Source organism: Caulobacter sp. GW822-FHT07D08 (assembly GCF_058798735.1).
Window position 1 is genome coordinate 212779 of sequence record NZ_JBXAKU010000010.1, and the last position, 13088, is coordinate 225866.

The following is a 13088-nucleotide window of genomic DNA, read 5'->3' on the forward strand; positions in this document are numbered from 1 at the left end:
TCAACCTGTTGTTTTGGACAGGTTGAGTCGGAGTCATGGCCATTCTCTCCGGTAGGACGCTTTCACCAAGGTCGGGATGGGCTGCGACGATCGCGGACGCAGAGGGCGGCCACCGCGATGGGGCGGCCGGAATCGACACTGGCGACGCGTAGACCCGGCGGCGCGATAGCTCCTCTGGTGGCGGCCGGCCTTCGAAAGCGACGTACCGCCGACGGCACGACCATCTCGTCGTCCACGCGGAATCGTAGGAGCCTCGTGTGATCGCGAGGGGAGGGGACTTCGATGCCGGACCATCACCTGAGTGTCGGCCAGGCTTTGGCGCGGGCGATGGCGCGCGCCGAGGAGCTGCGGCGGTCCTCCGATCGCAAGCCGCGGATCCGCCTGATGACCCAATGGGGCGACTATGCCGACGGCGTCACCATCGTCGCCCGCGTCGCGGCCAAGACCAACGCCGAACTGGAGGCCCAGACCGACCTTGGCGTCCGTCACGTGCCCTTCGCTGACCTCGACGCTCGCGCCGGCGAGCTCACCGATCTGGTCGAGGCGGCCGCCGCCGAGGTTGTCGCCGCGGTCGCCGCGGCCCCGCCGCCGGGGCCGCGACCCAGCTCGGCGGACGATTTCGATGCGGACGCCTATGAGCCCGTCGAGCAGACGGCGCTGAAGGGCATGTTCGGGGTCGCCCACGAGATCATCCGCAACGCGCCCGCGGCCTTGTCGACAGGATCGACGGCCGAAGCCTGCGTGTCGGCCGCCTTGCGGGTGGCCGTGCTGGCGGCGATCGCCGCCAGGATCGACCAGCCGGATCTGCCGGACATGCTGAAGATGACCATCAGCGACCTTCGCAAGGACCAAGGAACGATCCGGCCGCCCGGCGCACAGGCCCACTGAATGAGCGATTTCGATCGGTCGGCGGAAACGGCTTTAGGCATCCTCAGGGACATCGAGCGCACCGAGCGGGAGCTTCTGGAGGTCGTGGCCCGCTATGTGGGGCCGGGCCGGCCGATGTACGCCACCCACGTCTTCCTGATGGGCGTCGGGCGACGCACGCTGGCCCAGAGCCGGGCTCTCCGCCAACTGATCGAGGACAAGAACCACCTTGTGGTCATCGCGCTGATCCGCCTGCAGCTGGACACGGCGTTTCGGTTGCACGCCGTCTTCTGGGTCGACGATCCCGAGGCCTTCGCCAAACAGGTCTTCGAAGGAGGCCAGATCAACCGGATCAGGGCGGCCGACGGCCAGCCGATGACCGACAAATACCTCAAGGAAAAACTGCTGGCCGACTATCCGTGGATGCAGGAGGTGTACGAGAGCACCAGCGGCGCGGTGCATTTTTTCGGCTCGCCATATCTCGGCGGCCTTCTCGGTGAAGGACACCGAGGAGGGAACCATCAGCCTGGCGCTCGGCCCCATCGATCCCAAGCACACGCTGGAGGACTACCGCGAACTCCTGGCCGTCACCCGCCACATCAACGCGATCATCAACGACGCCCTGGAGACCGCGTTCGACCGCCTCGGCGGCGCATCGCCGGCCGGCTAGGCTCAAGGCTCGCTGGGCGCGGCGGCCTCCGCCTCGCCCAGCGAGCGGATGAACTCGCTCTGCTGTTGGGCCGAGGCCTGGTCGAAAACAACGCCGGCTTCGAACGCCTCGCGCCCGCCCTTCGGAATTCGCATCCACACGATCCAATCGGCGAGCCGGCGTGCGGGAATCGGGGCGGCGAGCAGCGCCAGGGCGAACCGCGTGGCGGTCATGCCGCTGGACGGCAGGATCCACAGCGACATCAGGTTGACGATCAGCCCGGTCAGGACGAGCGATCCGATGACGATCAGCGGCCGCAGCCCCGCCATCCACATCAGGTCCCCGACCTCGGTCAGCCAGAGCCGCGCATAGGCGAGGCCGCCGAAGACCAGGAGGACGCAAACCAGAACGACCATCAAGTCAAACATGGGCGCGCTCCCCGGCCGGGTCGGGCGCGCCGCCGTCGGGCGACGGCGCCGCCTCGTCGGGCAGTTCTAGGATTTCGCTGACGACGTCATCGGGAATCGTCACGATCAGCACGTTGCGGATCTGGCTGGCCTCCAGCACCAGCACGCCGGCCAGGGGCCGACGGCGAGAGGTCGAAAGCCGCACGTCGGCGAGGTCTTCGGCGTCGTCACCGGCGACCGGATCGCTCGAGGGTCGATGGACCGGGACGCGGTAGGTGTAGGTCTCCACCCGTTCAGGGTCAGCCCCTTCAGCTCGCCGTCGACGTTCTGGCGGGCCTCGACAATGACCCCGCGATACCCGAGTCCCGTTCCGTCGCTCTGAGGGACGGTCAGGACATAGGCGACCGGCTGAAGCCCGTGGCGGATCGGCAGGATGATCTTCTGGAACAGCCAGCCCTGGTTGCCCAGATCGACACCGCCCACGACCAGGACAAAGCCCCGGCTCATGACGATGGCGACCGCCAGCCCGGCCTCGGCGCCCACCGTGGCGAGAAAGCCCACGATTTCTCCAAGGCCCGCCTTGCCGCCTTCGGCGAGACGCACGGCCGCCTCGTAGGGGTTGGTCGCCAGGCCCCAGACCTTGGTCAGGCCCGGCCACCGGCCTTGCAGCTCGCGGGCGACGTTGACGCCCAGGTCGAACAACGCCCAACCCAGGAGATGGGCCAGCATCGAGACGCCCAGCACCACCACCAGGCCCAGGGTCGAGGTGACCGGCAGGTCGATACGGCGCGCGCCATACCGGCCCGATTGCAGGTGGACGGCCATCAGGGCCACCAGGCCCGGGAGGATGAGTGTCAGGCCGCCAAGAAGGGCGAGCGTGAAGTTCACGCCGCTTCGGGCTTGGCTTTTACGTAGGTCAGTCGCCCGTCTTCACGGGTCAGGACGGCGTTGGGACCGGCCGCGAGCTTCTCGCGCGCAAGACGGTCGAGCTCTTCGTAGCCCCCCGCCTTGCGGGCGGCGGCGGCGACGCGGATCTGGTCCTTGGTGCTGGTCAGTACGGCCATGTCGACTCCTGGACCTGAATATAGGCGCAAACGGTTTGCGAATAAACACCAGCGCCCGGTGTCGGGTTCGTCGAGATGAACCACGCCGCGCGGACTTACGCCTTGGTCGACGTCCCGTCTCCCGGGGTGATCAAAGCCGCCGCCAGGGCGAGCACCGCCGCCGCGCCGGCCGCCAGCCACAGGCTGGCCAAGCCAAGGCGCGGAAACGACAGCGCGCCGGCGACGCCGCCCGCCACCAGCCCTGCCCAGAGCAGGAGAAAGGGCGTCCAGCCCCATCGGTCGCCGCCGGTGAGCGCGACCGCCAGCCGCTGACCGACCTTGACCAGGGCGCCGGTCATGTAGGTCAGACCGATCCGCACCTCACCGTTTTCCTCGAAGACGGTGTTCTCCGCGCCCATGGCCAGGCCCATCGCCACGATCGCGGCCCTCGATCTCCGGCCATATGCAGCCCCGCGGCCATGGCCAGCAACAGGGCCACCAGTCCCAAGACCACGGGACGCCGGCGCATGCCGGCGGCCTGGCCGGTCAGGGAACCCAGGATCACGCCCAGCACGAATGTCCCTATCAGAGAGGCCGCCACCAGCGCGCTCGCCGAGGCCTGGGCGGCGCCGACGCCAAGACGCGTGGAGTTGCCGCTCATGAACGAGACGAAGAAGCCGCCCAGCTGCAGAAACCCCAGAGCGTCGACATAGCCGGCCAGCGCGGCCAGGCAGGCCGCCAGGATCCTTTCGCGGCGATCGAAACGGGTCATGACGAAGGTGTAGCGACCGTGGACCCAGGTTGCCAATGTCGGAAGGATCGCAAGCCGACCATGGGCGGCGCGTATCGCACGTGACAGTCGCGGCGGCGTCGTGGAGGAACCGGTTGCGCTTCGCGGGCGCGTCGCGCCTCCGGGCTTGTTGACGACCACGCGCAGCGTGACAGGATCGCGGTTCACATGGCAATCATGACGATCGTCGTCCCCGAGATGTCGAGCCCCTTCGGCCCAAGGGCCAGGCCCAGCACGAGAGACGAATGGCCGATCAAGACTCTATTGCTCAAGCCGCGCTGACGGTGATGGACGCCATGCTCGACGCCGTGGTGGCGATCGATCCGCACGGCGTCATCCTGGCCTGGAACGCGGCCGCGACCCGGATCTTCGGATGGACCCGCGACGAGGCGGTCGGGCGGGCCATGGGCGATCTCATCGTCCCCCCGCAGCACCGCGACGCCCACCACGCCGGCATGGGTCGCTACCAGGAAACCGGCAAGGCCCAGGTTCTCAATCGCCGCATCGAGATTTCCGCCCTCGACAGGAGGGGCCGCGAATTTCCGATCGAACTGTCGATCATCGCCACACCCGGCGGCCCCGCCGCCTTCATTGGCTTTCTGCGCGACATCAGCGATCGACGGCGCGCCCAGGAACGTCTGGTGCTCAGCGAGGAATCCTTGCGCCTGACCACCCAGGCCGCCGAAATCGGCACCTGGGACCTCGACCTGGTCACCGATACCCTGACCTGGTCAGACCGGACCAAGGCGATGTTCGGCGTTTCGCCCGACGCGGTCTGCACGCTGGACGACTTCTACAACGGCCTGCACCCGGAGGACCGGGCGGCGACGAGCAAGGCTTTCGCCGAAGCGCTCGATCCGAATCTGAGAGCGGTCTACGACGTCCAGTACCGCACCGTCGGCAAGGAAGACGGCGTCGTCCGCTGGGTCGCGGCCAAGGGCAAGGGCCTGTTCGACGCCGAAGGCCGCTGCGTACGCGCCGTCGGTACGGCCATCGACATCACCGCCAGCAAACTGGCCGACGCACGCCACGCGTTCATGCTCGAGCTGAGCGACCTGCTGCGCGGCGCCGAAACCGAGGTCGCGCTGCAAGCCGCCAGCGCGCTGATGGGCCGCTATTTCGGCGTGTCGCGGGTCGGTTATGGCCTGCTCGACCCGATCGAGGACGTCTTCGACTATTCGATCTGCTGGACCGACGGCAGCGTTCCGCCCCTGCTCGGTCGCTTTCCGGCCCAGGCCTTCGGCCGCAAGATCGTCGCCAAGCTGAGCGCCGGCGAGACCGTGGTCGTCGACGATCTCTTTAGCGATACGATCAGCGACGAAGTCGAGACCCTGGACACCGCGTCCAGCGTCGACACGCGCGCCATCCTGGTCGTGCCGTTCCTGAGGGCCGGCCGCCTGCGGACCATCGTCTACCTCAATGACCGGCCGGTCCGGCGCTGGAGCGCTGAAGAGATCGGCTTCATGCAGGAGGTCGCCGAACGCACGCGGCAGGTGATCGAACGCGGCGAGGCCGAGGCCGCGCTCCTGGCGATGAACGCCACGCTGGAGGCGCGGGTCGAGGCCCGCACGCGCGAGCTGCGATCGACCGAGGAGGCGCTGCGCCAATCCCAGAAGATGGAGGCGATCGGCCAGCTCACCGGCGGCATCGCCCACGACTTCAACAACCTGTTGCAGGGCATCACCGGCAGCCTGGACCTCATGCAGCGCCGCTTGCGGGAGGGGCGCATCGCCGACCTGGACCGCTATCTCGTCGGCGCCATGGCTTCGGCCAGTCGCGCCGCGGCCCTGACCCACCGGCTGTTGGCGTTCTCGCGGCGCCAGCCGCTCGACCCGCGTTCGGTGCAGGTCAACCCGCTGATCGCCTCGATGGAAGAGCTTCTGCGTCGAACGCTGGGCGAAACGATCGACCTGGTTTTGTCGCTTCCGGAGGATGTCTGGCCCACGCGGTGTGATCCCAACCAGCTTGAGAACGCCGTGCTCAACCTGGCGATCAACGCGCGCGATGCAATGCCCGACGGCGGTAAGCTCACGATCACAAGCTGCAACGTTGACGTCGATGCGGCGATGTCGGCGGTTAAGCCCGACCTTCGGCCAGGTCCGTATGTCTGCATCAGCGTCAGCGATACAGGCGTGGGCATGGACGCCGAGACGATGGCCCGGGCCTTCGAGCCCTTCTTCACGACCAAGCCAACCGGACAGGGGACGGGCCTGGGCCTGTCGATGATCTACGGTTTCGCGCGGCAATCCCAAGGCTTCGCCAAGATCGAGAGCGAGCCGGGGCAGGGCGCCACCTTTAAGCTTTATCTGCCTCGAGCGGATGGACAACCCGAGGATCAAGAACCCGCTGTCGCCCTGGTGCAGGTGAAGGGCGCACATGACGAGACCGTGCTCGTGGTCGAGGACGAGCCGGTTGTTCGCGCGCTGATCGTCGAGGTCCTAAACGAACTGGGCTACCGCGCCCTGGAGGCGGCCGACGGACCCACCGGCCTGGAGATCCTGCAGTCGAACCAGCCCATCGACCTGCTGATCACGGACATCGGATTGCCGGGCCTGAACGGTCGCCAGATCGCCGACGCCGCGCGCCTGCAGAGGCCGGGACTGAAAACCCTGTTCATGACCGGCTACGCCGAGACCGCGGCGGTGGCGTCGGGTTTCCTGGACCCCGGGATGGCGATGATCACAAAGCCCTTCGCGATGGACGCCTTGGCGGCGCGAATCCGAGAATTGATCGAAGGCCCCTGATCCAGACGCTGGATCCGCTTCGCGTGGCGCAAGCCTAAAGGTTAACGGGCGGGGGCCGCACCTCGGGCATCCTGGTCAGCACCGTCAGGACGACGACCGCGATCATCAGCGGCGGCCGATTTCTACGGGCCACGTCGACGTCGTGGTCGCGGCCGCACAAGGTCCAGGCACCATTTCAGGCTGGCGGGATCGACACACACCTCGCGAGGTCGGCGGCCATTGAGTCGCGGGTCGGGGTTGCTGATGAACGCCTTGGCCCAATCCTCCCCATGCTCGGCGCAGGCGGCGTCCCACAGCTCAGCCAGAGCCTCCTGGGCCATCAATCGCTGAGCCTCCTGCCGCTTCTGCTCGGACACCCTACGCACCAGGGCATCCAGCGCCGCCTGCAACAGGGCCGGACTGGACCGAACCGCTTCCAGGCGCGTCATGACATTGGCCGGCGGCGCCAGGCCCGCCATCCAAGCCTCGGCCGCGTCCCCGCGAGCCGCCAACGCCGCCTCTCGGAACCTCGCCTCGCGCGCGTCGGCGGCGGCCAAAGCCTGCGCCTCAGCCGCCAACCGGCGACGCTCGGCAGCGTCCTTTCGAGCCTGCTCGGCCCGCTCCAGCGCCGGACGTAGCGGCAGGTCCAGCACATCGACCTCGGCGTCATAACTCCAGAAGGCGTCGCCGATCCGTGACAACCCCGCCTTGAGCTCGGTCCACGCCTGGCCGCCGCTTGCCGCCACCGACAGGGGCGAGGGTCTGGCCCCTAGGGACCGGCCAAGCCAAGCGTCGCGTTCGAAGCCCTCGCCTTCGGGGCCGGCGCGCGTCAGCAGCTCGTCCAGAACCACCCGCAGATCATCCGTCCGGGCCTGGCGTTCGCGCGTTTCGCGAACCTGCCGGGCGATCTGCTGGCGAACCTTGATCGGTGCTCGCCAGAGGCCGTCGTCGGTCTCGACCAGACCGGCCTTCTGCAGGCATCGGACATAGGCGCCGATCAACCCGGTCGGCGTGGCGAAGTCCGGAGCCAACGCACGGGCGGCACCGATCAGTTCGGCGTCGCGGGAGACTCCGAACAAGGACGGCAGAAAGCCCTGGCGATCGAGGTGGTCGCGCAGCGCCGCGATCGACAGGCCCGCGCGCCCGAACCAAGGCTGCTGGTCGATCACCAGCGCCTTGAGAACGATGGCCTGCCAGGCCTTGGGCGAGACGTTCAGCGCCTTCTGGCCCGCGGCGACCAGAACGCCGATATGGGCCGAGAGACCGCAAGCCTCGATCTGAGCGATCGCACTGCGCACGGCGGGGCGATTAGTCCCGTCCTTGGGAGAGGGGAGGGCGGCCCAGTGGCGCACAAGGGTCTTCGCCTGGCGCAAGACCTTCTGCCGGGCGACCTCCGCACGGTCGGCTAGAACCTGGGCCACCTCGGCCTCGACCGCATCCTGAGCGGGATTGAACAGCCATTTGCGCGGGGCGCTGACCAGCACCGCCTCGGCCACCGTCTCAAGATCTGCGCGACGCGCCAGCTTCGACAGGTCGATCTCGATGGCCGAGGTCTCCAGGCCGCGGATCCTTGCGACCTTTTCGGCGTCCGAAGCATGGGTGACCAGGATCTCGACGATCAGGTCGCGCGCTCCTCGGCGCAGGACGACATCGGCGACAACCCCAGGGAAGGCCACCTCCGCCGCCGCGGACTCGAACGCCTGGTGTTTGGCGCCGTGACTCTGGCGCCGCACGCCCTCGCGGTCTGCGACGATGGCCGGCAAGGTCAGGCCCAGGGCATCGACGAGGATCTGCTTGGCAAGCTTGTGGAGCGCGGTCTCCAGGGCGTGAACGCAAACGCGGTCGCGCGCATGGGCGAAATGATCGGCTCGTCGCCCCGGCCCCTCACGAAATTTTCGGGCGATCAGAGGCTCCGCGCACGCCGGACAGACGCACCCGCAGGCGCGCCCGCTGACCACGTCGCGGATCGAGACGATGCGTCCCTCGGCCGTCTGGCCAAAAGCCAGTCGCACCGTACCCTGCCGCCACCGGCTGTGATCTCCGCCCCACCGCGCCATGGCCGGACTCTGCGCTGCGTCGGGCCGCTACGCCAGGCGCCGGTCCTGCGCATGCGACCCATTCTGTCGCAGCCACGAGGCGACACGCTAGCCAAGTGCAGCTTCCCATTCGACTATGCGGGGGCTGACAGAGGAGGGCCAATTGAAGGCGATCGAGACAATCTGGAAAGGCTATCGGTTCCGCTCTCGCACCGAGGCGCGTTGGGCCGTCTTCCTCGAAACACTAGGTGGGTTCACCTCAAGGTTTGTGCGCTAAAAGGCGCTTAGAAGTACGAACCAAGAACATTGGTGCGGAAGTCGGCGTTCGCGCGTGTCGGCGCGTGGCTGGTCGTCTGCGCGCTCGCTAGCCGGAAAGCAGACCTTTCAGTCTCTCGCCTGGAGGGTTAGGCGTCATCATGAGGTGCGCGCTCCGCTCGCCGCCCAAACTGAACCTTCAACCGGCGCAGCAGGAGAGCTGCTTCACATCCTTGGAGAAGGTCTGGGCCGCGAGCTTCAGGCCTTCCACCATGGTCAGGTAGGGGAACAGCTGGTTGCCAAGCTCGCCGACGGTCATGCGCGCCCGGATGGCGAGCGCCGCCGTCTGGATGATCTCGCCCGCCTCCGGCGTCACGGCCTGGACGCCGATGAGCCGGCCGCTACCGGCTTCCGCGACGAGCTTGATGAAGCCGCGTGTGTCGAAGTTAGCGAGGGCGCGCGGGACGTTGTCCAAGGTCAGGAGCCGGCTGTCGGTCTCGATCCCGGCGCGGCGGGCCTCCGTCTCGCTGAGCCCGACCGTGGCAACCTGCGGATCGCTGAACACGACCGCCGGCATCGTGGCCAGGTCTAGGGCGACCTCGCCACCGGTCATGTTGATCGCCGCCCGGGTTCCGGCCGCCGCCGCGACATAGACGAACTGTGGTTGGTCGGTGCAGTCGCCGGCGGCGTAGATGTGCGGCGTGCTGCTGCGCATGGCCGCGTCGATCACGACGCCGCCCTGCGCGTTGACGGCGACGCCGGCCGCCTCCAGGGCGAGCGCTCGGGTGTTGGGCGCCCGGCCCGTCGCGACGAGCAGCTTGTCCGCGCGAAGTTCGCCTTGGCCGGTAGCGAGGACGAACTCGCCGTCGGCGTAGGCGACCTTGCTCGCCTGGGTGTGTTCCAGCACCTCGATGCCCTCGGCGCGGAAGGTGGCCGTGACCGCCTCGCCGATGGCCGGGTCCTCACGGAAGAACAGGGTGTTGCGCGCCAGGATCGTCACCTTGCTGCCGAGCCGGGCGAAGGCCTGGGCCAGTTCGACGGCGACGACCGACGAGCCGATTACCGCCAGGCGCGACGGGAGGGTCTCGCTCTCAAGGGCCTCCGTCGAGGTCCAGTACGGCGTATCCGACAAGCCCGGAATGGGTGGCTCGGCCGGGCTGGCGCCGGTGGCGATCAGGCAGCGGTCGAAGGGCACATGTTGCTCGACCCCGCCGGCCTGGCGCACGAGCAGACTGTGGCGGTCCCGAAAGAGGGCATCGCCGCGCAACACCGTGATGGTCGGGGTGTCGGCGAGGATGGTCTCGTATTTCGCCTGCCGCAGATCATCGACGCGCGCCTGCTGCTGGGCCACCAGCCGCTCGCGCAGGATCGCGGGCGTGCAGGCCCCGATCCCGTCATCGAACGGGCTTTCGCGGCGCAGATGGGCGATATGCGCCGCACGGATCATGATCTTGGACGGCACGCAGCCGACGTTGACGCAGGTTCCGCCGATGACGCCGCGCTCGATCAGGGTGACCTTGGCGCCCTGCTCGACGGCCTTCAGCGCCGCCGCCATCGCCGCGCCGCCGCTGCCGATGACGGCGATGTGCAGCGGGACGCCGCCGGCGCCGCTTTGCGCCCCGCCCGCCAGGAAGCCCAGCGCCTTGTCGAAGACACTTGGGGGCGCCGCGCCCGTGTCGTCGACCGAGGCGAGATATCCGAGCGTCGCGACCGTGGCCGCAAGGGTCTCGGAGCTCACCCCCGCATCGGCCGCGATCTCCGCCCGCGCCTTCGGATAGGAGACGGCGGCCGAGCGCACGCCTGGGACGCGCTCCAGGGCCTCCCTCACGTGCGTGGCGCACGAGTCGCAGGTCATTCCGTCAATGCGCAGGGCGATCACGTCGGTCACGGGGCAGGTTCCTCAGCGCTTCACGGTGGACGGGTAGCCCGCGCCCGCAGTCGCCTTGGTCAGGGCGGCGACCGTCGTCTTGGCGTCATCGAAGGTGACGACGGCCTCGCGCTTTTCGAAGCTGACCTCGGTTTTCTCGACGCCGGCGACCTTGGCAAGCGCTGTCTTGACGGTGATCGGGCAGGCCGCGCAGGTCATGCCGGGCACCGTCAGGGTGACCGTCTTCGTCGCGGCCCACGCGGGAGAGTTGAGCGCGCCCATCAGGGCGATCAGGGAGACGAGCTTCTTCATGGGGGCTTCCTTTCAGTAGAACAGGGGCAGGACGTAGGGGAACGCCAGCGCGACAAGGACGAGCGCCGCGACCGCCCAGAAGATCACTTTGTAGGTGGTCCTGACCTTGGGCACGGCGCAGACTTCGCCGGGCTCGCAGGCGCGGGCCGAGCGGAAGATTCGGCGATAGGCGAAGGCCATGGCGACTAGCGCCGCGCCGATGAACAACGGACGGTACGGTTCCAGCACGGTCAGATTGCCGATCCAGGCCCCGCTGAATCCGAGGGCGACCAAGAGGAGTGGGCCGAGGCAACAGGTCGAGGCCAGAATGGCGGCCAAGCCGCCAAGCGCCAACGCGCTGCGGCCGCTTTTGGATTCCGACACGGAGAATCTCCTTTCGATAAACCTCGCCATGGCGTCAAGAAACCACCCCTTCGCGGGGGCGCGCGGGAGCATTGCGAGGCGGCGCGGCGAGATCCCAGATCGCCACGACCACCATCAAGGTCAGTCCGGGATAGAGGAGCCACGCCGTCGGCCAGCCGCGGGTGGCCATGAGCAAAGCCGCCGCAAGCACCAATGTCGGCCCGACGACGCTCAGCGCCATTCGCGCCCACCGACGATGGCGAAGCCCGCCGACCGTGTTGGCGATGAGGGCGATCACGGCGAACAGCGGCAGGAGGTAACGGATGAAGACTCCTTCGTACTGGCTCAGGAAACCAAGGCCCAGCGCGGCGCCAAGACTCGCGAGCGCCGGGAAGCACGCCGCGCACCCCATGGCGGTGACAATCGAGCCGATGACGCCCGCCTTGTCAGCCGCGCGTGTGAGGGGATTCTGGATGGGCATCGCAAATGGCCTCGGCGACTTCGGTGGAACCGTCAGAGCGACGCTGCGATCATGACCGCAGCTTGCCCGTGAGGGCTGAAGATCACTACATACGATCTGTAGTGACTACAGACTCAAGCCCAAAATTGAGAGGCGCAGAACAGCATGGCGGATACCGCGATCCCGATTGGCGAACTGTCCCGGCGCACGGGCTGCAACATCGAAACGATCCGCTACTACGAGCGGATCGGCCTGATGCCCGCGCCGCCTCGGCGAGGCCGCTACCGCAGTTACGGCGGAGGCGATGTGGTCCGGCTCGGATTTGTGCGCCGCGCCCGCGAACTCGGCTTCACACTCGATGAGGTGCGAGCGCTGCTTGGCCTGGCGGCTGGCGGACACTCCACCTGCGCAGAGGTGCGCGACTTGGCCGCCGTTCATCTGAAGGACGTTCGAGCGCGGATCGCCGATCTCAAGCGGATGGAGCGGGTCCTGGCTGACTCCGTCCGAGCTTGCGACGCAGGGCAGGATCCAGGATGTCCGCTGATCGACACCCTCTATGCCGAGCCCCGCGCGCCGGCGCCAAGAGCATAGCGGCCCAACCTGTCGATTCTCTACCATCTAAGTGTCTTCATCCCTCGGACGGCGGGATACGACCGATGGTCGCCTTGCTGACGCCCAGAACCCGAGCCAGATGGCGCACGCTTTCGCCATTGGCCCGCTGCTGGGCGACGAAGGCGCGCTGCGCCACGGTCAGGCTGTGGCGGCGTCCAAGCTTGACGCCGCGCGCCTTGGCGCGTTCGCGGCCCTCGCTGGTGCGCGACCTGATCAATTCACGCTCGAACTCGGCCAAGCCGCCCAGCACCGTCAGCATCAACCGGCCGTGCGGGGTGGTGGTGTCGGCCCAGGTGTCCCGAATTGAGCGGAACTTCGCGTCCTTCTCGGTGAGAGCGGCCAGAACGTTGAGAAGATCGCGTGTCGAGCGCGCCAGGCGATCGAGCCGAGTGACCATCAGCACGTCGCCTGCCGCCAGCGAAGCGATGGCGCGCTTGAGCTGGCTGCGGTCGGTCTTGGCGCCCGACGCCGTCTCGCTGAACACCTTTTCACAACCGGCCGCCGTCAACTCGGCGACCTGCGCCTCGACGCTCTGACCGTCGGTCGAAACCCGTGCATATCCGTAAATCATGCGCCTATTTCTGAGACTATAATTCGAGACACGCAAGCCGCTGAAATCGTTGAGGCTAGTCAGCGTCTCATTTTTCGCGAATTATGAGCCACCTGCAGAAGCGGTCAGGACCATCCCATGGCGCGGCGAAGCTTGCTCACGGGTGACGAACGGC

The 13088-nt window shown here is 67.7% G+C and carries 16 protein-coding genes; 4 read left to right on the forward strand and 12 right to left on the reverse strand.

The window, feature by feature from the left end:
• The first annotated feature begins 282 nt into the window (after window positions 1–282).
• Window positions 283–888 (forward strand): hypothetical protein, encoded by a 606-nt coding sequence (locus AC1RJ9_RS19145; RefSeq protein ID WP_492086201.1) that lies wholly within the window; start codon window positions 283–285, stop codon window positions 886–888.
• Window positions 889–921: 33 nt separating this feature from the next.
• Here the strand turns inward: AC1RJ9_RS19145 and AC1RJ9_RS19150 are convergent, their stop codons facing one another.
• Entirely contained in the window at window positions 922–1374 is a 453-nt protein-coding gene (locus AC1RJ9_RS19150) for a hypothetical protein (protein WP_492086200.1), read from the reverse strand.
• Here AC1RJ9_RS19150 and AC1RJ9_RS19155 point away from each other — a divergent pair.
• A complete protein-coding gene (locus AC1RJ9_RS19155) occupies window positions 1364–1537 on the forward strand; it encodes a hypothetical protein (protein ID WP_492086199.1) in 174 nt (57 codons plus the stop codon). The genes AC1RJ9_RS19150 and AC1RJ9_RS19155 overlap by 11 nt on opposite strands.
• A 2-nt stretch (window positions 1538–1539) precedes the next feature.
• Here AC1RJ9_RS19155 and AC1RJ9_RS19160 read toward each other — a convergent pair whose 3' ends face one another.
• The 5 genes from AC1RJ9_RS19160 to AC1RJ9_RS19180 all read right to left on the reverse strand — a co-directional run bounded on the left by AC1RJ9_RS19160 (window position 1540) and on the right by AC1RJ9_RS19180 (window position 3774).
• A complete protein-coding gene (locus tag AC1RJ9_RS19160) occupies window positions 1540–1944 on the reverse strand; it encodes a hypothetical protein (RefSeq protein WP_492086198.1) in 405 nt (134 codons plus the stop codon).
• Window positions 1945–2049: 105 nt separating this feature from the next.
• Window positions 2050–2811: a hypothetical protein gene (locus tag AC1RJ9_RS19165; RefSeq protein WP_492086197.1), complete on the reverse strand. Its 762-nt coding sequence runs from the start codon at window positions 2809–2811 to the stop codon at window positions 2050–2052.
• Window positions 2808–2987 carry a hypothetical protein gene (locus tag AC1RJ9_RS19170; RefSeq protein ID WP_492086196.1) on the reverse strand — a complete coding sequence of 60 codons (180 nt, stop codon included), beginning with the start codon at window positions 2985–2987 and terminating at the stop codon, window positions 2808–2810. Before AC1RJ9_RS19170 ends, AC1RJ9_RS19165 begins: the two co-directional genes overlap by 4 nt.
• 95 nt (window positions 2988–3082) lie before the next feature.
• Window positions 3083–3397 carry a DUF1275 family protein gene (locus AC1RJ9_RS19175; protein ID WP_492881672.1) on the reverse strand — a complete coding sequence of 105 codons (315 nt, stop codon included), beginning with the start codon at window positions 3395–3397 and terminating at the stop codon, window positions 3083–3085.
• Window positions 3331–3774: a YoaK family protein gene (locus AC1RJ9_RS19180; RefSeq protein ID WP_492086194.1), complete on the reverse strand. Its 444-nt coding sequence runs from the start codon at window positions 3772–3774 to the stop codon at window positions 3331–3333. The genes AC1RJ9_RS19175 and AC1RJ9_RS19180 overlap by 67 nt, the downstream gene beginning before the upstream one ends.
• Window positions 3775–4001: 227 nt before the next feature.
• On the opposite strand from AC1RJ9_RS19180, the gene AC1RJ9_RS19185 reads away from it, so the two are divergent.
• Window positions 4002–6500 carry a PAS domain S-box protein gene (locus AC1RJ9_RS19185; RefSeq protein ID WP_492086193.1) on the forward strand — a complete coding sequence of 833 codons (2499 nt, stop codon included), beginning with the start codon at window positions 4002–4004 and terminating at the stop codon, window positions 6498–6500.
• A 122-nt stretch (window positions 6501–6622) separates the two neighbouring features.
• On the opposite strand, the gene AC1RJ9_RS19190 is transcribed toward AC1RJ9_RS19185, so the two are convergent.
• The 5 genes from AC1RJ9_RS19190 to merC all read right to left on the reverse strand — a co-directional run bounded on the left by AC1RJ9_RS19190 (window position 6623) and on the right by merC (window position 11772).
• Complete coding sequence (locus AC1RJ9_RS19190; protein WP_492086192.1) at window positions 6623–8536, reverse strand: hypothetical protein; 1914 nt, start codon at window positions 8534–8536, stop codon at window positions 6623–6625.
• Window positions 8537–8969: 433 nt separating this feature from the next.
• Window positions 8970–10658 (reverse strand): mercury(II) reductase, encoded by a 1689-nt coding sequence (gene merA, locus AC1RJ9_RS19195; protein ID WP_062099739.1) that lies wholly within the window; start codon window positions 10656–10658, stop codon window positions 8970–8972.
• Window positions 10659–10670: 12 nt separating this feature from the next.
• Window positions 10671–10949: a mercury resistance system periplasmic binding protein MerP gene (gene merP / locus AC1RJ9_RS19200; protein ID WP_062099740.1), complete on the reverse strand. Its 279-nt coding sequence runs from the start codon at window positions 10947–10949 to the stop codon at window positions 10671–10673.
• Window positions 10950–10961: 12 nt separating this feature from the next.
• On the reverse strand, window positions 10962–11312 hold the full coding sequence (merT, locus tag AC1RJ9_RS19205; protein ID WP_062099741.1) for a mercuric ion transporter MerT: 351 nt from the start codon (window positions 11310–11312) through the stop codon (window positions 10962–10964).
• 34 nt (window positions 11313–11346) lie between these two features.
• A complete protein-coding gene (gene merC, locus AC1RJ9_RS19210) occupies window positions 11347–11772 on the reverse strand; it encodes an organomercurial transporter MerC (RefSeq protein ID WP_062099742.1) in 426 nt (141 codons plus the stop codon).
• Between the two features lie 144 nt (window positions 11773–11916).
• Between merC and AC1RJ9_RS19215 the strand changes: the two genes are divergently transcribed.
• Window positions 11917–12342: a MerR family transcriptional regulator gene (locus AC1RJ9_RS19215; RefSeq protein ID WP_062099743.1), complete on the forward strand. Its 426-nt coding sequence runs from the start codon at window positions 11917–11919 to the stop codon at window positions 12340–12342.
• A 37-nt stretch (window positions 12343–12379) separates the two neighbouring features.
• Here AC1RJ9_RS19215 and AC1RJ9_RS19220 read toward each other — a convergent pair whose 3' ends face one another.
• Window positions 12380–12934, reverse strand: coding sequence for a recombinase family protein (locus AC1RJ9_RS19220; RefSeq protein ID WP_062099744.1), 555 nt, complete (start codon window positions 12932–12934; stop codon window positions 12380–12382).
• Window positions 12935–13088: the final 154 nt, after the last annotated feature.

What these genes read in the sequence shown, in the direction of transcription:
- AC1RJ9_RS19145 (WP_492086201.1), top strand. Translation starts at nt 283, where the DNA reads ATGCCGGACCATCACCTGAGTGTCGGCCAGGCTTTGGCGCGGGCGATG.
- AC1RJ9_RS19160 (WP_492086198.1), bottom strand. Translation starts at nt 1,944, where the DNA reads ATGTTTGACTTGATGGTCGTTCTGGTTTGCGTCCTCCTGGTCTTCGGC.
- AC1RJ9_RS19170 (WP_492086196.1), bottom strand. Translation starts at nt 2,987, where the DNA reads ATGGCCGTACTGACCAGCACCAAGGACCAGATCCGCGTCGCCGCCGCC.
- AC1RJ9_RS19175 (WP_492881672.1), bottom strand. Translation starts at nt 3,397, where the DNA reads ATGGGCCTGGCCATGGGCGCGGAGAACACCGTCTTCGAGGAAAACGGT.
- AC1RJ9_RS19185 (WP_492086193.1), top strand. Translation starts at nt 4,002, where the DNA reads ATGGCCGATCAAGACTCTATTGCTCAAGCCGCGCTGACGGTGATGGAC.
- AC1RJ9_RS19190 (WP_492086192.1), bottom strand. Translation starts at nt 8,536, where the DNA reads ATGGCGCGGTGGGGCGGAGATCACAGCCGGTGGCGGCAGGGTACGGTG.
- merP (WP_062099740.1), bottom strand. Translation starts at nt 10,949, where the DNA reads ATGAAGAAGCTCGTCTCCCTGATCGCCCTGATGGGCGCGCTCAACTCT.
- merC (WP_062099742.1), bottom strand. Translation starts at nt 11,772, where the DNA reads ATGCCCATCCAGAATCCCCTCACACGCGCGGCTGACAAGGCGGGCGTC.
- AC1RJ9_RS19215 (WP_062099743.1), top strand. Translation starts at nt 11,917, where the DNA reads ATGGCGGATACCGCGATCCCGATTGGCGAACTGTCCCGGCGCACGGGC.
- AC1RJ9_RS19220 (WP_062099744.1), bottom strand. Translation starts at nt 12,934, where the DNA reads ATGATTTACGGATATGCACGGGTTTCGACCGACGGTCAGAGCGTCGAG.